The following is a 23,754-nucleotide window of genomic DNA, read 5'->3' on the forward strand; positions in this document are numbered from 1 at the left end:
AGAGGGGCGCTGTAGCTGTAGGAGCGGCCTTGCGCCGCGATCGAGGACGAAGTCCTCGCTGGGGTCAGCGGCGTTTACCCGGCAACGGCGCGAACAGCGCCTCGATCTCGTCATCGCCCAGGCGCCACTGCCCAGCCTGCCCGCCATCGAGCAGGCTGGCCGCCAGCGCGGCCTTTTCCTGCTGCAATTGTTGGATCTTCTCTTCCACCGTTCCCCGGGTGATCAGCTTGAACACGAATACCGGCTTGTCCTGCCCGATGCGATAGGCGCGGTCGGTGGCCTGGTTCTCGCTGGCCGGGTTCCACCAGGGGTCGTAGTGGATCACCGTGTCGGCGGCGGTCAGGTTCAGGCCGGTGCCGCCGGCCTTGAGGCTGATCAGGAACACTTCGCTGTGACCGTTCTGGAACTGCTGCACGGGCATGCGGCGGTCGCGGGTGTCGCCAGTCAGCAGGCTGTAGCGGATCTTGCGCTTTTCCAGCTCGGCCTCGATCAGGGCCAGCATCGAGGTGAACTGGGAAAACAGCAGCACCCTTCGCCCTTCGCTGAGCAACTCCTCGAGCATCTCCATCAGGCTGCCCAGCTTGCCTTTGTCGGCCTGGTTGCCCTTGGCTTCCACGCCCTTGACCAGGCGCAGGTCGCAGCAGACCTGGCGTAGCTTGAGCAAGGCGTCGAGGATGACGATCTGGCTGCGCGCCGCGCCGTTGCGGGCGATCTCGTCGCGGACTTTCTTGTCCATCGCCACCCGTACCGTTTCGTAGGTGTCGCGCTGGGCATCGCTGAGCTCGACCCAGTGGACCATCTCGGTCTTGGCGGGCAGCTCGGTGGCCACCTGCTCCTTGGTGCGACGCAGTAGGAAGGGGCGGATGCGGCTGGCCAGGTGGGCCATGCGTTCGCTGTCGCCATGGCGTTCGATGGGCGTGCGGTAATCCTGATTGAAGCGCTTGAGGTCGCCCAGCCAGCCGGGCATCAGGAAGTGGAACAGCGACCACAGCTCGCCCAAGTTGTTTTCCATCGGCGTGCCGGTCAGGCACAGGCGCTGCCCGGCCTGCAGTTCGCACACCGCCTGGGCGGCCTTGCTGGTGCTGCTCTTGATGTTCTGCGCCTCATCCAGGATCAGCACGCTCCAAGGTACCGGGCGCAGGTGCTCGAGGTCTCGCGGCGCCAGGGCATAGGTGGTCAGCACCAGGTCGTAGTCACCCAATCTGTCGAAATGCTTGCTGCGGCCCGGGCCGTGCAGCGCCAGCACGCGCAGGCCGGGGGCGAAGCGCTGGGCTTCGTCGAGCCAGTTGGGTACGAGGCTGGTGGGCATCACCGCCAGGGCGGGGTGTCGCAGGTGGCCGTTTTCCTTTTCCAGCAACAGGTGAGCCAGGGTCTGTAGGGTCTTGCCCAGGCCCATGTCGTCGCCGAGGATGCCGCCCGTACCCATTTCGCGCAGTGCCTGCAGCCAGTTCAGGCCCTGTCGCTGGTAGGGGCGTAGGGCGGCGTTCAGCCCTTTGGGTGGCTCGACCTGCAGATCGCGGGCATCGCGCAGGCGTCGGCCCAGGTCACGCAGGTGTTCGCCGCCTTCCCAGAGCAACGGCAGGTGGTCGATATCGTTCAGGCGGGCGACGTCGGCGCGTTCCAGGCGCAGGGAAGGGCCGGCGGCCTGTTCGTGCAGGTACAGCTCGCCCAGGGTGCCCATCACCGCCTTGATGCGGCCATAGGGCAGGGCGACACGCAGGGCCGGGCTGTCATGGCGACCGCGGTTGAGGTCGATCAGCAGGTGTTCGTCGTCGCTGCGCCGGGCCAGCTCGCTGGGGCGCAGCAATTCGGGGCTGCTGCGCAGCAGTTGCAGCATGATCGGCAGCAGGCTGTGGCGCTGGCCATCGACCACGATTCCCAGCTCCAGGTCGAACCATTCATGGCCAGGCGTTTCGTCGATGGTGGCGTACCAATCGTCGATGTCCTGCAGGTCGAAGGCGAAATCCCGAGGGATGTCGATTTCCCAGCCTGCCTCGCGCAGGCGTGGCAGGCTTTCACGGGCGAACTGCAGCCAGGCTTCGTCGTCGGCAAGCTGAAACATCTCGCCGGCGCTGTCGGGCAGGGCCTTGCTCTGCCGGGTGGCAGGTTTGAAGCCCAGCCCGCGCAGGGTCTTGCGTATGGCTTGCTCGGCCTGGGGCTGGCGGTGGATGCGCTGGCTGGTCTCGCCCACGAGCCGGTTCAGGGGCTTTTCGTCGCTGCCGCTGGCCAGCAGGCCGTCGTAGTTGAAGGCCAGGGCGGCGCGGTGTTGGATCTGACGCTGCATGCGCCCGGTCTTGGGCATGTAGGCGCTGAATTCCAGGCTGCCGAGGGTCAGGTGCGGGCGTGGCTGGATGTGCTCGTGTTCTTCGCTGCGCACGGTGGTCGGCGTGGGGACCTGGCGGTTGAGGGCGTTGAGCCGATGGCTCAGCGGCACGACCAGATCCTCGGGTACCGTCGGGGCACGGGCCAGCTGGCTGGCGATGAAAGGGTCCAGCTCGTGCCGCAGCCGGCCTGTTTGCCGGGCCTGGGTATCCACGTAGTACAGCGGGTCCAGCGGCAGCACCGGGAACAGGGCATTGCCTTCGTTATACCAGGCGCCACGGTAGCTGCCGTTGTCCTGGCGGACCCAGCGGAACTCCGCCGACTGTTCAGGGCCTTGGGCGAATGGCTCGGGCTGGTCCTCGAACAGCAGGCGACCGGTGGCCAGGGCATATTCGAGCAATTCCGCGCCTTTCTTGCCCTCCAATGGCGTCGAGGGTGAAACGATGGCCGTGTTCTGCGAACTGATCAGGCGCAGCAGGCGAGCATCTTCTTCGGTCACATAGCGTGGGGTGTAGTAGATCATCTCCGGCAGCGAAGTGATCTTGCCCAGCTTCAGTTTGCCGTCGCTTTGCAGCGTGCCCTTGAGGGCTTCCAGGCGGCACTGCATACGGTCGAGCCTGACCTGGTAGTAGATGGCCGGCCCCTTGCGCGAGGGATTTGGCTCCGCCGGCTTGGCCGTGGGGGCTTCGAGTGCCTTGACCCACTGGCTCAGTTCGGGCGGGAGCGACGGCCCGCAACCGGGTGCCGTGGGGTCGTCGATACAGTCTTGCAGGTGAAACAGCGCTGCGGCGCAGTGCTTGCAGTTGTTCCCCACCGGGCAGGTGCAGCGCCCGAGTACATGCAGCTTCGCGCCGCTATGGGCCAGATGGATCTGCTGGCTGTAGCGCTGGCCTGCGGAGCCCGAGCAAACGGCCTCGATCGCCTGGTCACTGGCCGAAAGAATCTTGACCTTGCCCTGGAGGGCGTAGTCCAGGCCGCGGCCAAGCGCTCCGTCATTGAAGGCGGACATCCAGCCTGCATGGGCCAGGAGCAATTGCTGCACACCGCGCGCGCTCACCTCATTGCTCCATCATCTCCGGGTCGAGCACGGGCAGCTTGCGCATGCCGGCGGGGGCGACCTTCAGCAGCACGGCCAGGTGGCCGCCGTCGAGGAACGTCAGCTGGTTGGCCTTCATGTTGCTGTTGCTCTGCCTGAACTGCTCGCTGCGCAGCACGCTGCCATTGCCGTCGAGCTGGTTGACCCAGAAGTTGGCATCCACGGCGATGAAGCGGCCGTCGGCGATGCTCAGGTTGCCTTCGATAGGGAAGTGCCCGAACTGTTCGTCCCCGGCGCTCAGGGCGATGCGGCTTGGCGTGCTGCCGACCTGCTGTTGCCAGGCTTTGTGCAGCAGCACGGTGTAGTCGGCCGTCGCCTGCAGGCGGGTGGCTTCATCGTCCAGCGCCAGTGGCCGTTCGGCCGCCTTGTCCAGGCGTGGCGCGCCAGCGCTCCAGTCTTCGGGGGCGAACGGGCTGGTCACGGCGGGCACGGCATTCTGGCGCAGCAGGATCATTTCTACCTGATAGAGGCCTTCGGCGAAGGCGGCCGGCGCGAACAGCGTCAGCATCAAGGTCAGGCAACGGATGGCACGCATGGATCTTCCTTAGGCAGGCTGTGGGGTCAGGCGCTCGAACAGCGCCTCCAGGGTGTTGAAACGTTCGTCTGGGCGCTCCATCGGCACGAGGAAGCGGAATTGCGTGGCGCCCTCGAACTTGTAGCGCTTGGGCTGGCCCTGGATCAGCTTGATCAGGGTCAGCGGGTCGACCGGTGTCTGGGCTTCGAACTCGAGCTTGCCGCCGTTGGGGCCGGCATCGACTTTCTTGATACCGAGCTTTTCCGCGTGCAGCTTGAGCGACGTCAGGCGCATCAGGTTCTTGGTCGGCTCCGGCAGTAGGCCGAAACGGTCGATCATCTCGACCTGCAGGTCCTTGAGGCCTTCTTCGTCGGCGGCCGAGGCAATGCGCTTGTAGAGGATCAGGCGGGCATGCACGTCCGGCAGGTAGTCTTCCGGAATCAAGGCCGGCAGGCGCAGGTTGATCTCCGGGCCGCCGCCCAGCGGTTGCTCGAGGTTCGGCTGGGTGCCCTTGCGGATCGCCTTGACCGCGCGCTCGAGCATTTCCATGTACAGGGTGAAACCCACGGCCTGGATCTGCCCGCTCTGGCCTTCGCCGAGCAGCTCGCCGGCGCCACGGATCTCCAGGTCGTTGGTGGCCAGTACGAAGCCTGCGCCCAGGTCCTGGGTGTTGGCGATGGCCTCCAGGCGCTTCTCGGCATCGGCGCTGACCTTCTGCCGGGCTGGCGTGAGCAGGTAGGCGTAGGCCTGGTGGTGGCTGCGGCCCACCCGCCCGCGCAGCTGGTGCAGCTGAGCCAGACCGAACTTGTCGGCGCGCTCGATGACGATGGTGTTGGCGCTGGGCACGTCGATACCGGTTTCGATGATGGTCGAGGCCACCAGCACGTTGAAGCGCTTGTGGTAGAAATCGCTCATCACTTGTTCCAGCTCGCGCTCGCGCATCTGCCCATGGCCGATGCCGATGCGTGCCTCGGGCACCAACTCGGCGAGGTCGGCGGCGCATTTTTCGATGGTTTTCACATCGTTGTGCAGGTAATAGACCTGGCCGCCGCGCAGCAACTCACGCAACAGCGCTTCCTTGACCGTGCTCTTGTTCTGCTCCATGACGAAGGTGCGCACCGACAGGCGACGCGCCGGCGGCGTGGCGATGATCGACAGGTCGCGCATGCCCGCCACCGCCATGTTCAGCGTGCGCGGAATGGGCGTGGCGGTCAGGGTGAGGATGTCGACTTCGCTGCGCAGGGCCTTGAGCTGCTCCTTCTGGCGCACGCCAAAGCGGTGCTCTTCGTCGATGATGGCCAGGCCCAGGTCTTTGAAGCGCACATCGTCCTGCAGCAGCTTATGGGTGCCGATGAGGATATCGATCTTGCCTTCGGCAAGGTCGGCGGCAGCGGCGGCCACTTCCTTGGCCGACTTGAAGCGGCTCATCACTTCCACGGTCACCGGCCAGTCGGCAAAGCGGTCGCGGAAGCTGTTGTAGTGCTGTTGGGCGAGCAGCGTGGTAGGCACCAAGACGGCCACCTGGCGGCCGCTGTGCACGGCGATGAAGGCTGCGCGCATGGCCACTTCGGTCTTGCCGAAGCCAACGTCGCCGCAGACCAGGCGGTCCATCGGCTTGGGCGCCAGCATATCGGCACGCACAGCTTCGATGGCCGCTTGTTGGTCGGGGGTTTCCTCGAACGGGAAGCCGGCGCTGAACGTGGCGTAGTCGGCCGCGGGGTCGACAAATGCATAACCCTTGCGCGCCGCGCGGCGGGCATAGATGTCGAGCAGCTCGGCAGCCACGTCGCGTACCTGTTCGGCAGCCTTGCGCTTGGCCTTTTGCCAAGTCTCCGAGCCCAGTCGGTGCAGCGGGGCCAGGGCATCGTCGCTGCCGGTGTAGCGGGCGATCAGGTGCAAGTTGGCCACCGGCACATACAGCTTGGCGTTCTCGGCGTATTCCAGGGTGAGGAATTCGGCGGCCTGGCCGTCGATTTCCAGGGTGGCCAGGCCCAGGTAACGGCCTACGCCATGGTCGATGTGCACCACCGGCGCACCTTCGCGCAGCTCGGTCAGGTTCTTGATCACCGCGTCGTTGGCGGTTTCGCCGCGCTTGTCGCGGCGCCGGCGCTGCATCACCCGCTGGCCGAACAGCGGGCTTTCGGCGATCAGGGCCAGGCCTGGGTCGTCCAGCAGCAGGCCCTCGTCGAGCGGGGCGATGGTGATTGCCAGGCGTTCGGCACCGGTAATGAAGTCGTGCCAGCCTTCGACGGTTTGCGGGCGCAGTTTCAGCCGCTCGAGCAGCTCCAGCAGCACCTCACGGCGGCCGGCCGATTCGGCGGTGAACAGCACGCGGCCAGGGAACTGAGCGAGGAAATTGGCGAGTTCGGCCAGCGGCTGGTTGGCCTTGGCCTCGATGGCCAGATTGGGCAGGGCGCGCGCCGGGAAGCGCGCGCGGCCCGCACCTGGGTCGAGGTCTTCGCTGCTGACCACCACCCGTGGCCACTGCTTGAGTCGGGCGAAGCAGTCCTCCACCGGCAGGAACAGCTCGGCCGGCGGCAGCAGCGGGCGGCTGAGGTCGCCGCGGCGGTCTTCATAACGCCCGCGCACGTCGTTCCAGAAATGCTCGGCGGCCTGCTCCACGCCGGGCAGCGAGAACACCTGGGTGTCGGCCGGCAAATAGTCGAACAGGGTCGACGTTTCTTCGAAGAACAGCGGCAGATAGTACTCGATACCGGCGGGGATGATGCCGCTGGCCAGGTCCTGGAAGATCGCGCTGCGGCGGAAATCCACATCGAAGCGCTCGCGAAAGCGCGCCTTGAAGCGGGTCACTTCTTCCTTCTGCATCGGGAATTCGCGCGCCGGCAGCAGGCGCACTGAGTCGACCTTGTCGATCGAGCGCTGGGTCTCGGGGTCGAAGGTGCGCAGGGTCTCGATCTCGTCGTCGAACAGGTCGATCCGGTAGGGCAGCTTGCTGCCCATGGGGAACAGGTCGATCAACGCGCCGCGCACGGCGAACTCGCCATGCTCGTAGACCGTGTCGACACAGCGGTAGCCGCTGGCCTCCAGACGCGTGCGCATCTGTTCCACGTCGATCGTCTGGCCGACATCCAGCACCAGGCTGCTGCCCAGCAGGAAGCGGGTCGGGGCCAGGCGGTGCAGGGCGGTGGTGATCGGCACCACGAGGATGCCGTGGTCCAGTTCCGGCAGCCGGTAGAGGCTGGCGATGCGCTGGGAAATGATGTCCTGGTGCGGCGAGAACAGGTCGTAGGGCAGGGTCTCCCAGTCGGGGAACGGCAGCACCGGCAGGTCGGGCGCGAAGAAGCGCAGCTCCTGTTCCAGACGGTCGGCAGCCTGGCTGTCGGCGGTCAACAGCAGGGTGAAGCGGCCAGCGCTGCTGGCGGCTTCGGCGATGGCAAGGCTCAGGGCGGCCCCGGGCAGGTTGCCCCAGGTTTGTTTGCCGGCCGTGGCCGATAATTGCGGTAGGCGCAGAACTGACACGGGAGATTGGACTCCAAGCGTTGCGGCAAAGACGACAATTGTACCGGTGCCGGTGCGCGCTGTCAGGCTCGGAAGGGCGTGGCGACGGGCTCTGGCGGTGGCGACAGGCGCTCATTGCCCGATACGTCGAGGGGCGTCATAATGTAGCCCCTTTTTTCTCCCCCTACATGTGGAAGGTTCCCGTGACTCAGAAGCCCGACCAGTGTCTTGGTGAGTGGATCGATCGTGAAGCCCTGGCTGAAGCGATGATCCCGCTTATCGGTCAGCTCTACCGCAATAACAACGTGGTGAGCTCGATCTATGGCCGCAGCCTGATCAATCGTTCGGTTATCTCGATCCTCAAAGCCCACCGCTTTGCCCGTCACCGTCAAGCCGACGAAACCGAACTGTCCGTCCACGAGACATTCCCCCTGCTCAAGGCCATGAGCGAGCTGAAGCTGGGTGCCGCCTCGGTCGACCTGGGCAAGCTGGCCAACAAGTTCAAGCAGCAAGGCAACGGCCGCACTGTCGAGCAGTTCGTGCGCGAAGAGCTGGCCGATGTCGTCGGCCAGCAGAACGTTTCCCCACGCAAGGGCACCGACGTCGTCCTGTACGGCTTCGGCCGCATCGGCCGCCTGCTGGCGCGTATCCTGATCGAGAAGACCGGTGGTGGCGACGGCCTGCGCCTGCGCGCCATCGTCGTGCGCAAGGGCGCCGAGAACGACCTGACCAAGCGCGCCAGCCTGCTGCGTCGTGACTCGGTACACGGCCCGTTCGACGGCACCATCGTCATCGACGAGCAGAACAACACCATCACCGCTAACGGCAACCTGATCCAGGTCATCTACGCCAAGAACCCGAGCGAAGTCGACTACACCCAGTATGGCATCCACGATGCCCTGATCGTCGACAACACCGGTGTATGGCGTGACGCCGATGGCCTGGGCCAGCACCTGGCCTGCCCTGGCGCTTCCCGCGTGATCCTCACCGCACCTGGCAAGGGTGCGCTGAAGAACATCGTGCACGGCATCAACCACGGTGACATCACCGCCGACGACAAGATCGTCTCCGCCGCCTCCTGCACCACCAACGCCATCGTGCCGGTGCTCAAGGCCGTGAATGACCAGTACGGCATCGTCAACGGCCACGTCGAGACCGTTCACTCGTTCACCAACGACCAGAACCTGATCGACAACTTCCACAAGGGCAGCCGCCGTGGCCGCGCCGCGCCGCTGAACATGGTCATCACCGAGACCGGTGCCGCCACCGCTGCGGCCAAGGCGCTGCCGGTGCTCAAGGGCAAGCTGACCGGCAACGCCATCCGCGTGCCGACGCCGAACGTCTCGATGGCCATCCTGAACCTGAACCTGGAAAAGGCCACGACTCGCGACGAAATCAACGAGTACCTGCGCCAGACCGCGATGCACTCGGAACTGCACAAGCAGATCGACTACGTCAGCTCCCAGGAAGTGGTATCGACCGACTTCGTCGGCTCGCGCCACGCCGGTGTGGTCGACGCCGAGGCGACCATCTGCAACGACAACCGCGTTGTCCTGTACGTCTGGTACGACAACGAGTTCGGTTACAGCTGCCAGGTGGTGCGCGTGATGGAAGACATGGCCGGTGTGAACCCGCCAGCGTTTCCACGCTGATCCGCTTGTAATGCGTTGAAGAAACGGGAACCTTCGGGTTCCCGTTTTTTTTGGCCACGAAGCGCCGATCTGCACGGTACCTGTAGGCGGCTGGACAATCGAGAGATCGAGTTTGCGCGTACTTCTATTACTGTTCATCCTGATGTCCCTTGGTGCCTGCGACCCAGCCCCGACGCTGGAGCGCCTGGGCGGCCCGACCATGGGCAGCAGCTACAGCATCCAGTATGTTCGCGACCCCGGCGGCCCGTCGCGAATGGAAGTGCTGGAAACCGTCGATGCGATCCTCGGCGACATCGACGAGCATTACTCGACCTACCGCGGCGACTCCACCGTCAACCAGTTCAACCAGCTGCCGGCCAATCACTGCCTGGCGTTGCCGGCGGACATGCTGGCACTGGTGGGCTTCGGCCAGCACCTGGCCGAGCAGAGCCAGGGGGCCTTCGACCTTACCGTCGAGCCGCTGCTCGACCTCTGGGGCTTCGGCCCCCAGGCCCGGCGGGCACAGGTGCCCGACCCGTTGCAGCTGGCCCAGGCGCGCCAGCGCGTGGGCTACCGGCACCTGCGCATCGAGGGCGGTGCCCTGTGCAAGGACGCCCCGGTGGAACTGGACTTCAACAGCATCGCCGCGGGCCACGCCGTGGACCTGATCGCCGAACGCCTGCAAGCGATGGGCGTCAGGCATTTTCTCGTCGAGGTCACCGGCGAGCTCAAGGCCGTGGGCAACAAGCCCGATGGCAGCCCGTGGCGGGTCGCCCTGGAATTGCCCCGCGAAGACCGCCAGGTCGCTCGCCAGGTGATCGCCGTGGATGGCCTGTCCGTGTCGACCTCGGGTGACTATCGCCACTATTTCGAGGACAATGGCCGGCGTTATTCGCACACCTTCGATGCCCGCCTGGGGCGCCCGGTCGAGCACGACCTGGCGGCAGTCACCGTGCTCGACGCCTCGGCGCTGCAGGCCGATGGCTACTCGACGCTGCTGTTGATCCTCGGCGCGGAGCAGGGCTGGGATTTCGCCATGGCCCACGGCATCGCCGCGGTATTGGTGACCCGGGCCGAGGGTGGCTTCGTCTCCCGTGCTACGCCTGCGTTCGAGCAGGCGTTGAAAGGCAGGTGAAAGCGCAAGCACGGATGATCGTCGCCAGGGAGCCGGTGAATGACATGTAGTGCGGTCAAAATTGGCCTACGACGCGACCAAGGGTTAATGTGCGCGGCGTTCACGCTTGATTAGACTGCACCCGAATTTTCTCATGACGCCCCGGCGGCATGATCGAGTCCCGCGGGTAACCGTAACCCCGGGCCAGTTCTGAAGGAGTACGCATGGCTGTCTACAACTACGACGTAGTGGTGCTGGGTTCCGGCCCGGCCGGTGAAGGCGCGGCAATGAACGCCGCCAAAGCGGGGCGCAAGGTGGCGATGGTCGACAGCCGTCGCCAGGTCGGCGGCAACTGCACCCACTTGGGCACCATCCCGTCCAAGGCACTGCGTCACTCGGTGCGGCAGATCATGCAGTTCAACACCAACCCGATGTTCCGTGCCATCGGCGAGCCGCGTTGGTTCTCCTTCCCCGATGTGCTCAAGAGCGCCGAGAAGGTGATCGCCAAGCAGGTGGCCTCGCGTACCGGCTACTATGCGCGCAACCGCGTCGATGTATTCGTCGGCACCGGCAGCTTCGCCGACGAGCAGACCGTCGAAGTGGTCTGCTCCAATGGCGTGGTCGAGACCCTGGTGGCCAAGCACATCATCATCGCCACCGGTTCGCGCCCGTACCGCCCGGCCGACATCGATTTCCACCACCCGCGCGTCTATGACAGCGACACCATCCTCAGCCTGAGCCACACCCCGCGCAAGCTGATCGTCTACGGTGCGGGAGTGATCGGCTGCGAATACGCATCGATCTTCAGTGGCCTGGGTGTGCTGGTCGAACTGGTGGACAACCGTGGCCAGCTGCTGAGCTTCCTGGATTCGGAAATCTCCCAGGCGTTGAGCTACCACTTCAGCAACAACAACATCACCGTACGCCACAACGAGGAGTACGACCGGGTCGAAGGCCTGGACAACGGGGTGATCCTGCACCTGAAGTCGGGCAAGAAGATCAAGGCCGACGCCTTGCTGTGGTGCAACGGCCGTACCGGCAACACCGACAAGCTGGGCCTGGAGAACATCGGCATCAAGGTCAACAGCCGTGGCCAGATCGAAGTCGACCAGGCCTACCGCACCAGCGTACCGAACATCTATGGCGCCGGTGATGTGATCGGCTGGCCGAGCCTGGCCAGCGCCGCCCACGACCAGGGCCGTTCGGCCGCCGGCAGCATCGTCGACAATGGCAGCTGGCGCTTCGTCGATGACGTGCCGACCGGTATCTACACCATTCCGGAGATCAGCTCGATCGGCAAGAACGAGCAGGAGCTGACCCAGGCCAAGGTGCCGTACGAAGTGGGCAAGGCCTTCTTCAAGAGCATGGCCCGCGCGCAGATCGCCGGCGAGCCCCAGGGCATGCTGAAGATCCTGTTCCACCGCGAGACCCTGGAGATCCTCGGCGTGCACTGCTTCGGCTACCAGGCTTCGGAGATCGTCCATATCGGCCAGGCGATCATGAACCAGCCGGGTGAGCAGAACAACCTGAAGTACTTCGTCAACACCACCTTCAACTACCCGACCATGGCCGAAGCCTATCGGGTAGCGGCCTACGACGGCCTGAACCGGCTTTTTTGAGCGGCTCCGGCCGGTGGCCTGAGCCGGCCGGGGAGTCCGGATTCAGCCCTTCCCAAGGGTGGTCATGGCCAAACCGGGAAAGTCTGTAATCAGGCTGTCTACGCCAAAGTCGGCGAGCCGGCGCATCAGCGCCGGTTCGTTGACCGTCCACACCGATACGTGCAACCCCTGGCGCTGGGCCTTGAGCAGGCGCTCGGGGGTGCACAGTGTCCAGTTCAAGGCCAACATCTCGCAGCTGTAGTTCTGGGCGACCTTTAGCGGGTCGAGCCAGGCGTATTCGGCTACCAGCCCGCGGGACACGTCCGGCACCAGCTCCAGTGCGGCGCCGAGCACTTCGCGGGAGCTCGAGGTGATGGTCACCTTGTCGAGCAGGCCGTATTGCTGGGCCAACTCGCGGATGGCCAATACGGTACTGGCGGCGCGGGTGCGCGAGGCACTCTTGACCTCCAGTTGCCAGTGCTCGAAGGCGCATTTTTCGAACAGTTCCTCCAGCCGCGGAACGGGGCAGGGCTGCACCCAGCCCGGGCCGCCCTTGCGCGCGTCATAGGTGACCAGCTCGGCGGCGGTGTGCTCGACCACCTTGCCACGTCGGCCGGTGGTGCGCTTGAGGCTGGGGTCGTGGATCACCATCAGCTCATTGTCGGCTGACAGGTGCAGGTCCAGCTCGCAGCGATTGACGCCGTGGGACAGGCACTGGCGGAAGCTGGTCAAGGTGTTTTCGGGCGCTTCGCCCTTGGCGCCGCGATGGCCATAGATCAGGGTCACGTTCGTTCCTTCAAATCAGAGTGAATAGGCTCAGGAGGCGGGGTCGTTCTGTTCCAGCGCCTGGCGCCGTTGTTGTTGCTGGCGCTGCAGGATGTAGCGGGCCAGCAACTGGCGCTGGGCGTCGGTCATGTCGATGAATTCGGTGCCGACTTCGTAAAGGCCGTCCGGGCGCGGGTCGCAATGGGTCACCCGAGCGCGCAGCAGCAGGCCCAGGGCGCGAGGCATCAGCACCATCTTCACGGCCACCCGGGTATCGGTGGCGATCGGGGTTGCCTGGGCGAACTCGATGCCGCCTTCGGAAAGAATGACCGGCTGCGGCTGCCCGATTTCGCCCAGCAGGGCCTGGGCCATCACCGCGCTGAGCAGGTCGAGGCGTTTGTTCTGCACCCGCAGGAATGCCGCCAGGGTGCGGTCCTTTTCGCTCAGCTGGCGCATCAGGTGCTGGGATTCGAAGTCGGCAAGGTGCAGCTCGCTGAGCAGGTTGAACAGCGGTGAAGCATCTTGCAACAGGTCTGTTTCCAGGGCTTCGGCCGCGCCCAGGGGGCTGATTTCAAGTGCGATACTGTCTTCGATGCGGTAGTATTCGCGGCGATCTTCTTCGTCTAGTGTCGTCATGGCGAACCCATGGTTACGGCGGTGGTCCGAGTGTAAAGCCGCTGTAGGCGCCCTGCCACAAGGACGTTCCCTTTCATCCGAACAAGCCCCGACATGTTCAGACCTCTTTTCGTATTCATCGGTACGCGTTATACCCGTGCCAAGCGTCGCAATCACTTCGTCTCGTTCATTTCGCTGACTTCGATGATCGGCCTCGCCCTGGGCGTGGTGGTGATGATCGTGGTGTTGTCGGTCATGAACGGTTTCGACCACGAGATGCGTACCCGCGTGCTGGGCATGATCCCTCACGCCACCCTGGAAAGCGGCCAGCCGCTGGACGACTGGCCGGCCCTCGCTCAACAAGTAAAGCAGAATCCGCAAGTGCTTGCGGTGGCGCCTTTCACCCAGATGCAGGGGTTGTTGACCCATGACGGCAAGGTGCAAAAGGTGCTGCTCAATGGCATCGACCCTGCCCGCGAGCGCGAGGTGTCGATCATCGACAACTTCGTCCGCGACGGCAGCCTCGACAAGTTGGCGCCGGGCGAGTGGGGAATCATGATCGGCGACAAGGCCGCGGCCAAGCTGGGCGTGGGCATCGGCGACAAGCTGACCTTTGTCGCACCGGAGGTCAGCGTGACCCCGGCTGGCATGTTCCCGCGCATGAAGCGTTTCACCGTGGTCGGTACCTTCCATGTCGGCGCGGGTGAGATCGACGGCTACCTGGGCCTGACCAACATCAACGACCTGTCGCGCCTGCACCGCTGGAAGGCCGACCAGGTCCAGGGCCTGCGCCTGAAGTTCGACGATCTGTTCCAAGCCCCGCGCGTGGCCTGGAACATCGCCCAGAACCTGGGCGAGCAGGAGTTCTATGCCCGCGACTGGACCCGCACCCATGGCAACCTGTACCAGGCGATCCGCATGGAGAAGGCCATGATCGGCTTGCTGTTGTTGCTGATCGTGGCGGTGGCGGCGTTCAACATCATTTCCACCCTGGTGATGGTGGTCAACGACAAGCGGGGCGACATCGCCATCCTGCGTACCCTGGGCGCCACACCGGCGCAGATCATGGCCATCTTCATGGTCCAGGGTACGGTGATTGGCGTGGTCGGCACCCTGATCGGCGCCCTGGTCGGGATCTTCGCGGCGCTCAATGTCAGTGCGGTGATCGCCGGCATCGAGAAGCTGATCGGGCACAAGTTCCTGAATGCCGATGTGTATTTCATCGATTACCTGCCGTCGCAGATCCAGGCCCAGGACGTGTACATGGTCTGTGGTGCGGCGCTGGTCCTGAGTTTCTTCGCCACCCTGTACCCGGCCTGGCGTGCGGCCCGCACCCAGCCTGCAGAGGCGCTACGTTATGAGTGAGTCGCGCATGAGTGATAAAGCCGTACTGAGTTGCCGCAACCTGGGCAAGTCCTACGAGGAAGGCCCGGAGTCGGTGCAGGTGCTGTCGGGCTTGAACCTGGAGCTGCACGCCGGTGAGCGGGTGGCCATCGTCGGCAGCTCCGGCTCTGGCAAGAGCACCTTGCTCAACCTGTTGGGCGGCCTCGACACCCCGACCCAGGGCAGTGTCTGGCTGGCCGGCGAGGAGCTGTCGGCCCTCGGCGAGCGTGCCCGTGGCCTGCTGCGCAACCGGGCCTTGGGCTTCGTGTACCAGTTCCACCACCTGCTGCCGGAGTTCACCGCCCTGGAGAACGCCTGCATGCCGCTGCTGATCGGTCGCACGCCCATCCCCGAGGCCCGCGAACGTGCCGAGGCGTTGCTCACGCGGGTGGGCCTGGGCCATCGCCTGAACCACAAGCCGGCCGAGCTTTCCGGCGGTGAGCGCCAGCGCGTGGCGATCGCCCGTGCCTTGGTCAATCGCCCGGGCCTGGTGATGCTCGACGAGCCCACCGGCAACCTTGACCACCACACCGCCCAGGGCATCCAGGAACTGATGCAGGAGTTGTCCAGCTCGTCCCAGACAGCGTTCCTGGTGGTGACCCACGACCTCAACCTGGCGCGCCAGATGGACCGGGTCCTGCGCCTGGAAGACGGCCACCTGGTGCCGATCTGAGCCGCTCGCACGCGGCGGCAGGAGCCGCTGCGTAACTCTTTTTCATTGGGTGTTCTCGTACATGTTCAGACCCTTGCCCTTGTTCATCGGTGCCCGCTACACCCGTGCCAAGCGCCGCAACCATTTCATCTCGTTCATCTCCATGACCTCGATGATCGGCCTGTCCCTGGGCGTGCTGGCGATGATCGTGGTGCTCTCGGTGATGAACGGTTTCCAGCGCGAAATGAGTTCGCGCATCCTCGGCCTGGTGCCCCACGCCAGCGTCCTGGGCGTGCAGCCGCTGGGCGACTGGCGCAAGGTCGCCGATGCCGCGCTGAAGAACCCGGCCGTGATGGCCGCCGCGCCGCTGACCGAAATGGAAGGCATGCTTTCCTATAAAGGCGCCATGCAGCCGATCCAGGTCAGCGGTATCGACCCGGCCGAGGAGGGCAAGGTTTCGATCGTCGGTCAGCATATCGTCCAGGGGCGGCTGCAGGACCTGGTGCCCGGCGAGTATGGCGTGGTCATCGGCGAGCTGACCGCTCGGCGCTTTCGCCTCAACACCGGCGACAAGCTGACCCTGATCGTCCCGGAGATCAGCAAGGCGCCGGGGGGTATTACGCCGCGTATGCAGCGCCTGACCGTGGTCGGCATTTTCAAGGTCGGGGCCGAGCTGGATGGCTCGCAAGCCTATATCCATGTGGCCGATGCCGGCCAGATGCAGCGCTGGGCGCCGGGCAGCGTGCAGGGCGTGCGCCTGAAACTGCACGACCTGTACGCCGCCCCGCAGGTGTCCAAGGTCATCGCTGCGGGCCTGGGCGAGGGCTACCGCGCCGATGACTGGTCGCACACCCAGGGCAGCCTGTTCAGCGCGATGAAGATGGAAAAGACCATGATCGGCCTGTTGCTGATGATGATCATCGCCGTGGCGGCCTTCAACATCATCGCCACCCTGGTGATGGTGGTGAACGACAAGGGCTCGGACATCGCTATCCTGCGCACCATCGGCGCTACGCCGGCGCAGATCATGGGTACCTTCATGGTCCAGGGCTCCTTGATCGGTATCGTCGGTACCTTGGTCGGCGGTGTGCTGGGTGTGGTCGCCGCGTTCAATGTCAGCCAGATCGTCGGCTGGCTGGAACGTATCAGCGGGCAGCATATCTTCACCTCCGATGTATATTTCATCAGCAGCTTGCCGTCCGAGTTGCAGTGGGGCGATGTGGCAATCATCTGCACGGCGGGGCTGGTGATGAGCTTCCTGGCGACGATCTACCCGGCGTATCGGGCGTCCCAGGTGGAGCCGGCGATGGCGTTGCGTTACGAGTGATGGTCCGGGGCCGCTGCGCGGCCCATCGCCGGCACACAAGGGGGTAGCGCCTGCCATTAGTTCTTTGCGCGACAGCGTGGCCTCAAGGGCTGGGATGGCCCTCATGGAACTGCACATCATTCATTGAGTGAGCAGGGCCCCTGTGGGAGCCGGCTTGCCGGCGATTTGGCGCAGCGGCCCTTATTCGGGTAGTTCGATGACGAACCGCGTCCAGCCGTCTGCACACTCGGCGCGAATGGTGCCGCCATGGGCTTGGATGATCGAACGGGTGATCGCCAGGCCCAGCCCCGCATGCTCGCTGCTGCCTTCCCGGCGCGCAGGGTCGGCGCGGTAGAAGCGGTCGAACAGCCGCGGCAGCATGGCCGGCGCGATCGCAGGGCCGGTATTGGCGACGGTGATCCGCGTGCCAGCCACCAGCGCCACGTGAATTTCCCCGCCTTGTGGCGTGAAGCGCAGCGCATTGTCGAGCAGGTTGGACAACGCCCGGCGCAGCATGTGGCGGTCGCCTTCGAGTATCGCCTGGCCCTCGCGCAGCACGTGCACCTCGGCATCTTCGGCCAAGGGTGCGTAGTACTCCAGCAAGGCATCCAGCTCCTGGGCCAGGTCCAGCGTCTCGCGGTTGGGCATCAGTAGGCCATGGTCGGCCTTGGCCAGGTACAGCATGTCGTTGACCAGCTGCGCCATCCATTGCAGCTCTTCAAGGTTGCCGTGCAGCGCTTCGCGATACTCCTCCAGGCTGCGTGGGCGGGTGAGGGTGACCTGGGTATGGGTCAGCAGGTTGGACAGCGGCGTGCGCAGTTCATGGGCGATGTCGGCGGAAAACGCCGAGAGGCGCTGGAAGGCATCGTCCAGCCGCTGCAGCATGGCATTGACCGTGTCGGCGAGCTCCGCCAGCTCGTCGGGCATCTGCGCCACCGGCAGGCGGGTGGTCAGGGAGCGGGCATTGACGCTGGCGGCCACTTCGCCCATCTGCCGCAAAGGACGCAGCCCGCGACGCGCAGCCCAGGCGCCGAGCAGAGCGGTGGCCAGGGCCGATAGGCCGACCGTCAGCCAGATCAGGCGCTGCATGCCCTGCAAGAAATGCTGGTGATGGGTGATATCGAGGAACAGGGTCAGTTGCCCGGCGCTCGGGTTTCGCTCATCCAAGTGGGTCGAAAGGCTGCGGTAGTCGATGCCGTTGGCATGCAAGGTCGCCAGGCCCGAATGGCGGGGCACCTCGGGCAGGTCAGTACGGCTGTCGTACCACACCACGCCGTCGGCGCCGCGAATGCGCAGGGCCAGGTCGGCCTGGTGGCTCAACTCGTTGCGCAGTGCCGGCAGCCGTTGCGCCAGCGCGTCGGGGCTGGCCACGCCGTCGAGCAGGGCACGCATCAGGGACAGCCGGCTGCCGAGCAATTGCTGGTCCAGCTCGACGAAGTGCCGTTCGCTGGCCCGGCTGAACAGCAGCCCAGCGGTCAGCGAAACGGCTGCGGTACAGGCGGCGAATAGCAGGGCCAGGCGCCCGCCAAGGGACAGGCGACGCATCAGTCCTGGCGCTCCTCGAGCACGTAACCCATGCCGCGCACGGTGTGGATCAGCTTGTTGGCATGGCCGTCGTCGATCTTCAGGCGCAGGCGGCGGATCGCCACTTCGATGACGTTGGTGTCGCTGTCGAAATTCATGTCCCATACCTGCGAGGCGATCAGCGACTTGGGCAGCACTTCGCCCTGGCGGCGCAGCAGCAGCTCGAGCAGGGCGAATTCCTTGGCGGTCAGGTCGATGCGCTGCCCACTGCGGTCGGCGCGGCGGCGAATCAGGTCCAGGCGCAGGTCGGCCAGGCCCAGCGTGGTGTCCTGGTTGGGGCTGGTGCCGCGGCGCAGCAGCGTGCGGACCCGTGCCAGCAGCTCGGAGAAGGCGAAGGGCTTGACCAGGTAGTCGTCGGCGCCCAGCTCCAGGCCATGCACGCGATCTTCGACGGCATCGCGTGCGGTGAGGAACAGCACTGGCGTATCCAGGCCGGCCTGGCGGACCGCCTGGAGGATCTGCCAGCCGTTGCGCCCCGGCAGCATCACGTCGAGGATCAGCAGGTCATGGTCGCCGCTCAGGGCCAGGTGCTGGCCGGTGTCCCCGTCGCTGGCCAGCTCCGTGGCGAAGCCCGCTTCGCTCAGGCCCTGGCACAGGTACTGGCCGGTCTTGGCCTGGTCTTCGACGATCAGCAGTTTCATGGTGTCCCTTGTGCTGGAAGGTGAGAGCGGTCGTTGCCGGGCAGATGATACGTGACCCCAGGTCTGCCGGGCGAAGCTGACAGCGTTGTAATGCAGCTGTCAGCCAACAGCCAGCCGCGCTTGGTCGCCTGGTGGGGGGCGGCGGGCGACGCCAGTGCCAAGGCAGGCGTTAAAAACGGTAGACTAGGCCCATTCGAAACTTCCGTATCCAGGTCAGGTCCATGCATCCCGCCGCCGAACACTCCCCGCTGGGCAAGTCCAGCGAGTACATCGCCACCTATACACCTTCGCTGCTGTTCCCCATTCCGCGCACGGCCAAGTGGGCCGAGCTGGGCGTCACGGCCCAGACCTTGCCCTGGCAGGGCGTGGACTACTGGAACTGCTTCGAACTGTCCTGGCTGCTGCCTTCGGGCAAGCCGGTGGTGGCCATTGGTGAATTCGCCATTCCGGCCGACTCGCCGAACATCATCGAGTCCAAGTCGTTCAAGCTGTACCTCAATTCGCTGAACCAGACGGTCTTTGCTTCGGTCGGCGAGCTGCAGGCTTGCCTGGAAAAGGACCTGTCCGCAGCTGCCGGCAAGCCGGTGGGCGTTCGGGTTCGCAGCCTGGGCGAGGTCGAGGCTCAGGGCGTGGTGGCGCTGCCTGGCCAATGCATCGATGCCCTGGACGTGAACATCAGCAACTACGAGCAACCCCAGCCGGAGCTGCTGCACTGCGACGCGCAGCGTGTGGTCGAGGAAACCGTGCACAGCCACCTGCTCAAGTCCAACTGCCCGGTGACCGGTCAGCCGGACTGGGGAAGCGTGGTGGTGCAATACAAGGGCCTGGCCCTGGATCATGCCAGCCTGCTGAGCTACCTGGTGAGCTTCCGCCAGCATGCCGACTTCCATGAGCAATGCGTCGAGCGCATCTACCTGGACCTGCTGCGCCTGCTCGAGCCGGAACATTTGACGGTGTATGCGCGCTATGTGCGCCGCGGCGGCCTGGACATCAACCCCTACCGCAGCACCGGGTCGATCAGCCCGAGCAACCAGCGGCTGGTTCGTCAGTAGGCCAAGGGGGCCGCAGTGCGGCCCTTTCGCGGCACAAGGCCGCTCTACAGGTGCGCGAAGCGGCCAGGATAGGCGATGATCAGATCCCCATGCTGTGCAGGCTGTTGGCGATATTGCGCAGAATGGCGGTCAGGTCTGGGTGGTCTGCTTCGAAGCGCTCGACGGCCGAGTTGACACCATCGACCAGGTTGGTGTCCTGGGTGGCTTCCTCCAGTTTGATCTGGGCTTCGATCTGCTGCATCAGTGCATGCAGATGCTCGCGCTCTTCCAGCGAGAGCGGCGGGTTGCGTTCCAGTTGCTCGCGCAGGCTCTCGAGTTGCTCTTGCAGTTCGCGGGCAGGCATTGGGTGTTCTCCCTCTATGGCTTGGCAAGGCATTGACCTTCGCAACGGGGCAAAGGTTCTGGCCTGCCTTCAAGCGTAATCCACCCGCGGGCGCTTTGCATGATCCGCGTCAACGAGGCCGTATCAGGGTTTTTCACCCTTGCGCCGGCGCAGGCCGATATCGGCAAGGCAGGTGTCCAGGGCCTCCAGATGGTCGATCACCGAATGCACGCCCAGGCCGAACAGCGCGAGGGTCGCCTTGCCGCGGGCCAGCTCGCGCTCCCGCTCGGTCATGGCCTGCCACTGGCGGGAGCTGGGGTCGCACTCGGGGCTGCAGCCGGCCAGGCCGACTGTCCACAACCCGGCATTGAGGCCTGCCTGCAACAGGCGTGGCTGGCCGCTGACCAGCACGCAGCCCTCCAGGCGTTCGCTTTGCAGGGCCATCAACGCCTGCCAGCAGGCATTCGGTGCCGGCAAGGGGCAGCCGTTGACCAGTTGCCCTGGCAGCCAGTCGGGCAGCACGGCGGCCAGGCGCTTGCCTTGGCTTGGGCTTACGTCGTCGAGCCAGATGCAGGGCACGCGCTGGCGCCGCAGGCTGGACAGGGTGTCGAGGGCGCCGGGCGAGGGCAGGGGAGCGCCGCCCATGGGTTGGACCAGGCAACCGCGCAGCCCGAAGAGCACGGCGGTGAAGTCGGAGGCATCGTGCATGGCAACGTCCCTGAAATAGCCCGCAGGCTAGGTCGGCTGTGTGACCGCTGGATGACACCGCAACAGTTGTTCACATAATCTTGAATAAAAAAGTGTAAGGCTGTTTATCAGCCAATCAGCATTTATACTGGCGTCTTAATTACGCAGCGCCCAGGGGCGCCGCGGCCGTGAAATCCGATGGAGAAACATGTATGCGTAGGATCGGTGCCGGAGTGATCGAGCGAGTCACCCAGGCCTGTGTCTGCGCCAGCTTGTTGCTGGCGCCTGTGGCAGCTACCCAGGCGGCCACCGAGGAGGATCCCTGGGAGGCGGTCAACCGACCGATCTTCAAGTTCAACGATACCCTCGACACCTATGCCCTCAAGCCGTTGGCCAAGGGCTATCAGGCGGTGACCCCGCAGTTTCTCGAAGATGGCATTCACAACATCTTCCGCAACCTGGGCGACGTCACCAACCTAGTGAACGATGTGCTGCAGCTCAAGCCGCATGCCGCCGGCGTCGACACCGCGCGTCTGATCGTCAACACCACCTTCGGCCTGGGGGGCTTCTTCGATGTGGGCACCAAGATGGGCCTGCAGCGCAACGACGAGGACTTCGGCCAAACCCTGGGCTACTGGGGCGTGGGCAGTGGCCCCTACGTGGTCATTCCGTTCCTCGGCCCAAGCACCGTGCGCGATGGTCTGGCCAAGTACCCGGACACCTACACCCGGCCGTACCGCTACATCGACCACGTGCCGACCCGCAACTCGATCTTCGCCCTGGACGTGATCGACACCCGGGCCGAGCTGTTGTCGGCAGAGAAGCTGATCAGCGGCGACAAGTACATCTTCATCCGTAATGCCTACCTGCAGAACCGTGAGTTCCGCGTCAAGGATGGCGAGGTCGAAGACGACTTCTGATTCGCTGAGTCGCAGTGCTGCCAGGTGGCGGTTCAGGGCCGTTCAATCAGTGAGTTCGTGGCTTGGGGCTGCTATGCAGCCCATCGCGGGGCAAGCCCGCTCCAGGAAGGGCGCCTATTCCAAGCCCCGCGATGGCCATGAAACGGCACTGCTCACGCCTGGCTTCCAACCATTCGGATCGTATCGGGTCGCTTTCTTATAACTTCCGGTCATTTGCCCTATAACGGTGCGAGACACTCGACCCTTGCATGCTTGAAACGCCTGGCGGATGAGAGTACCGTCTGCGCCTTACAGGGTACCTCTGCGAGTTGCCGGGCTTGTTTTCTTGTCCTACAACTCAAGTAGAGTGTTGCCACACCGTATTCCAGTAGCGCCGCGCCCGCTTTGCCGACGCCGCTACGCCAACCCAATCCGGCGCCGTTCGCCCACATGCAGAAAACCAGTGCAACGCTGCTGATCATCGATGACGACGACGTGGTCCGTGCCAGCCTCGCCGCCTATCTGGAAGACAGTGGCTTCAGCGTCCTCCAGGCCGGTAATGGCCAGCAGGGGCTCCAGGTCTTCGAAGAACACCAGCCCGACCTCGTGATCTGCGATCTGCGCATGCCGCAAATGGGCGGCCTCGAGCTGATCCGTCGGGTCAGCGAGCGCGCGCCGCAGTTGCCGGTGATCGTGGTTTCCGGCGCGGGTGTCATGAGCGATGCGGTCGAGGCCTTGCGCTTGGGCGCTGCCGATTACCTGATCAAGCCCCTGGAAGACCTCGCCGTGCTCGAGCACTCGGTACGCCGGGCCCTCGACCGTTCGCGCCTGGTGCTCGAGAACCAGCGCTACCGCGACAAGCTCGAGGCGGCCAACCGTGAGCTGGAAGCCAGCCTGCACCTGTTGCAGGAGGACCAGAACGCCGGCCGTCAGGTGCAGATGAACATGCTGCCGGAAAGCCCGTGGGTGGCCGGTGACCTGTCGTTCGAGCACCAGATCATCCCCTCGTTGTACCTGTCGGGTGACTTTGCCGACTACTTCCGGGTGGATGATCGGCGTATCGCCTTCTACCTGGCGGACGTATCCGGCCATGGCGCCTCGTCTGCGTTCGTCACGGTGCTGCTCAAGTTCATGACCACCCGTTTGCTGTTCGAATTCAAGCGCAGCAACAGGATGCGCGAGTTCAAGCCCTCGCAGGTGCTCAGCCACATCAACCGTGGGCTGATCAACTGCAAACTGGGCAAGCACGTGACCATGGTTGGCGGGGTGATCGACGAGGACACCGGGTTGATGACCTACAGCGTCGGCGGCCATCTACCATTGCCGGTGCTCTATACCCCGGGCCAGGCCCGCTACTTGGAAGGCCGCGGCCTGCCGGTGGGGCTGTTCGAAGAAGCCAGCTACCAGGACCAGGTGCTGGAGTTGCCGCCGCGCTTCAGCCTGAGCCTGATGTCCGATGGCATTCTGGACCTTTTGCCAGGGGATACACTCAAAGATAAGGAAGCGACCTTGCCGGAAATCGTCAAGGACGCGGGGGGCAGCCTGGACGGGCTGCGCCAACGATTCGAATTGGCTACGCTTGGGGAGATGCCGGATGATATCGCCCTATTGGTGTTGAGCAGGAACCTTGAATGAGTACCGGTAGAATCCAGTTCGCCGAGCAGAGCGGGACCTTCGTTCTGAAGTTTGTCGGTGAAGTGCGCCTGACCCTGTGCTCGGCGCTGGATGCGACGATCGAAAAGATCTTCACTGCGCTGAACTTCTCGGCCATCGTCATCGACCTGACCGAGACCGAGAGCATCGACAGCACCACCCTTGGCCTGTTGGCCAAGCTGTCCATCCTGTCCCGGCAGAAAGTCGGGCTGTTGCCGACCGTGGTCACCACCAACCCGGACATTTCCCGGTTGCTGCAATCGATGGGCTTCGACCAGGTGTTCAATATCGTCGATCGCCCGGTGCCATGCCCGGAGTGTCTGACCGACCTGCCGTCCCAGGACCAGAACGAGGATGTGGTGCGCTCCAAGGTGCTGGAGGCGCACAAGATCCTCATGGGCCTGAACGACTCCAACCGCGAGGCGTTCCATGACCTGGTGAGCGCCTTGGAGCGTACCTGA

At 64.6% G+C, this 23,754-nt stretch carries 19 protein-coding genes; 10 read left to right on the plus strand and 9 right to left on the minus strand.

The annotated features are described in order from the left end of the window. Nucleotides 1-64 precede the first annotated feature (64 nt). From IRZ56_RS14195 to mfd, 3 genes are read right to left on the minus strand one after another with little or no spacing between them, the layout of a single operon-like run. On the minus strand, nucleotides 65-3,331 hold the full coding sequence (locus IRZ56_RS14195) for a DEAD/DEAH box helicase (RefSeq protein WP_196145529.1): 3,267 nt from the start codon (nucleotides 3,329-3,331) through the stop codon (nucleotides 65-67). A gap of 49 nt (nucleotides 3,332-3,380) precedes the next feature. Then, a complete protein-coding gene (locus IRZ56_RS14200) occupies nucleotides 3,381-3,953 on the minus strand; it encodes a CsiV family protein (protein ID WP_196145498.1) in 573 nt (190 codons plus the stop codon). A 9-nt stretch (nucleotides 3,954-3,962) separates the two neighbouring features. Beyond that, entirely contained in the window at nucleotides 3,963-7,412 is a 3,450-nt protein-coding gene (mfd, locus tag IRZ56_RS14205) for a transcription-repair coupling factor (RefSeq protein WP_196145499.1), read from the minus strand. A 167-nt stretch (nucleotides 7,413-7,579) separates the two neighbouring features. Here mfd and IRZ56_RS14210 point away from each other — a divergent pair, with 167 nt between their 5' ends. The 3 genes from IRZ56_RS14210 (at nucleotide 7,580) to sthA (ending at nucleotide 11,755) form a co-directional block, all read left to right on the plus strand. Further along, entirely contained in the window at nucleotides 7,580-9,043 is a 1,464-nt protein-coding gene (locus IRZ56_RS14210) for a glyceraldehyde-3-phosphate dehydrogenase (RefSeq protein ID WP_196145500.1), read from the plus strand. A gap of 142 nt (nucleotides 9,044-9,185) precedes the next feature. After that, entirely contained in the window at nucleotides 9,186-10,157 is a 972-nt protein-coding gene (locus IRZ56_RS14215; RefSeq protein ID WP_196145501.1) for an FAD:protein FMN transferase, read from the plus strand. 203 nt (nucleotides 10,158-10,360) lie between these two features. Further along, entirely contained in the window at nucleotides 10,361-11,755 is a 1,395-nt protein-coding gene (sthA, locus tag IRZ56_RS14220) for a Si-specific NAD(P)(+) transhydrogenase (RefSeq protein ID WP_196145502.1), read from the plus strand. A 42-nt stretch (nucleotides 11,756-11,797) separates the two neighbouring features. Here sthA and IRZ56_RS14225 read toward each other — a convergent pair whose 3' ends face one another. Both IRZ56_RS14225 and IRZ56_RS14230 read right to left on the minus strand, forming a co-directional pair. Next, nucleotides 11,798-12,520, minus strand: a complete 723-nt coding sequence (locus tag IRZ56_RS14225) for a glycerophosphodiester phosphodiesterase (RefSeq protein ID WP_196145503.1) — start codon at nucleotides 12,518-12,520, stop codon at nucleotides 11,798-11,800. A 30-nt stretch (nucleotides 12,521-12,550) separates the two neighbouring features. Beyond that, nucleotides 12,551-13,135: a PilZ domain-containing protein gene (locus IRZ56_RS14230; protein WP_196145504.1), complete on the minus strand. Its 585-nt coding sequence runs from the start codon at nucleotides 13,133-13,135 to the stop codon at nucleotides 12,551-12,553. Between the two features lie 93 nt (nucleotides 13,136-13,228). Here IRZ56_RS14230 and IRZ56_RS14235 point away from each other — a divergent pair, with 93 nt between their 5' ends. The 3 genes from IRZ56_RS14235 (at nucleotide 13,229) to IRZ56_RS14245 (ending at nucleotide 16,476) form a co-directional block, all read left to right on the plus strand. Beyond that, nucleotides 13,229-14,479, plus strand: a complete 1,251-nt coding sequence (locus IRZ56_RS14235) for a lipoprotein-releasing ABC transporter permease subunit (RefSeq protein ID WP_196145505.1) — start codon at nucleotides 13,229-13,231, stop codon at nucleotides 14,477-14,479. 7 nt (nucleotides 14,480-14,486) lie between these two features. After that, a complete protein-coding gene (lolD, locus tag IRZ56_RS14240) occupies nucleotides 14,487-15,170 on the plus strand; it encodes a lipoprotein-releasing ABC transporter ATP-binding protein LolD (protein ID WP_196145506.1) in 684 nt (227 codons plus the stop codon). Between the two features lie 61 nt (nucleotides 15,171-15,231). After that, a complete protein-coding gene (locus IRZ56_RS14245) occupies nucleotides 15,232-16,476 on the plus strand; it encodes a lipoprotein-releasing ABC transporter permease subunit (RefSeq protein ID WP_196145507.1) in 1,245 nt (414 codons plus the stop codon). A gap of 180 nt (nucleotides 16,477-16,656) precedes the next feature. Here the strand turns inward: IRZ56_RS14245 and IRZ56_RS14250 are convergent, their stop codons facing one another. Both IRZ56_RS14250 and IRZ56_RS14255 read right to left on the minus strand, forming a co-directional pair. After that, nucleotides 16,657-18,003, minus strand: coding sequence for a heavy metal sensor histidine kinase (locus tag IRZ56_RS14250; RefSeq protein ID WP_196145530.1), 1,347 nt, complete (start codon nucleotides 18,001-18,003; stop codon nucleotides 16,657-16,659). Beyond that, on the minus strand, nucleotides 18,000-18,680 hold the full coding sequence (locus tag IRZ56_RS14255; RefSeq protein ID WP_196145508.1) for a heavy metal response regulator transcription factor: 681 nt from the start codon (nucleotides 18,678-18,680) through the stop codon (nucleotides 18,000-18,002). The genes IRZ56_RS14250 and IRZ56_RS14255 overlap by 4 nt, the downstream gene beginning before the upstream one ends. A gap of 221 nt (nucleotides 18,681-18,901) precedes the next feature. On the opposite strand from IRZ56_RS14255, the gene queF reads away from it, so the two are divergent. Beyond that, entirely contained in the window at nucleotides 18,902-19,732 is an 831-nt protein-coding gene (gene queF, locus IRZ56_RS14260; RefSeq protein ID WP_196145509.1) for an NADPH-dependent 7-cyano-7-deazaguanine reductase QueF, read from the plus strand. A gap of 79 nt (nucleotides 19,733-19,811) precedes the next feature. Here the strand turns inward: queF and IRZ56_RS14265 are convergent, their stop codons facing one another. Beyond that, nucleotides 19,812-20,075 (minus strand): DUF4404 family protein, encoded by a 264-nt coding sequence (locus tag IRZ56_RS14265; protein WP_084858169.1) that lies wholly within the window; start codon nucleotides 20,073-20,075, stop codon nucleotides 19,812-19,814. 123 nt (nucleotides 20,076-20,198) lie between these two features. Continuing rightward, nucleotides 20,199-20,762, minus strand: a complete 564-nt coding sequence (locus tag IRZ56_RS14270; RefSeq protein ID WP_196145510.1) for a phosphonoacetaldehyde phosphonohydrolase-related protein — start codon at nucleotides 20,760-20,762, stop codon at nucleotides 20,199-20,201. A 191-nt stretch (nucleotides 20,763-20,953) separates the two neighbouring features. Between IRZ56_RS14270 and IRZ56_RS14275 the strand changes: the two genes are divergently transcribed. The 3 genes from IRZ56_RS14275 (at nucleotide 20,954) to rssC (ending at nucleotide 23,754) form a co-directional block, all read left to right on the plus strand. Then, nucleotides 20,954-21,661 (plus strand): VacJ family lipoprotein, encoded by a 708-nt coding sequence (locus tag IRZ56_RS14275; RefSeq protein WP_196145511.1) that lies wholly within the window; start codon nucleotides 20,954-20,956, stop codon nucleotides 21,659-21,661. Between the two features lie 429 nt (nucleotides 21,662-22,090). Further along, nucleotides 22,091-23,275, plus strand: a complete 1,185-nt coding sequence (gene rssB / locus IRZ56_RS14280; RefSeq protein ID WP_196145512.1) for a two-component system response regulator RssB — start codon at nucleotides 22,091-22,093, stop codon at nucleotides 23,273-23,275. Beyond that, complete coding sequence (rssC, locus tag IRZ56_RS14285) at nucleotides 23,272-23,754, plus strand: anti-sigma factor antagonist RssC (protein WP_008099230.1); 483 nt, start codon at nucleotides 23,272-23,274, stop codon at nucleotides 23,752-23,754. Before rssB ends, rssC begins: the two co-directional genes overlap by 4 nt.

This window comes from Pseudomonas guariconensis (genome assembly GCF_015680235.1).
Taxonomy (GTDB): Bacteria; Pseudomonadota; Gammaproteobacteria; order Pseudomonadales; family Pseudomonadaceae; genus Aquipseudomonas; species Aquipseudomonas guariconensis_A.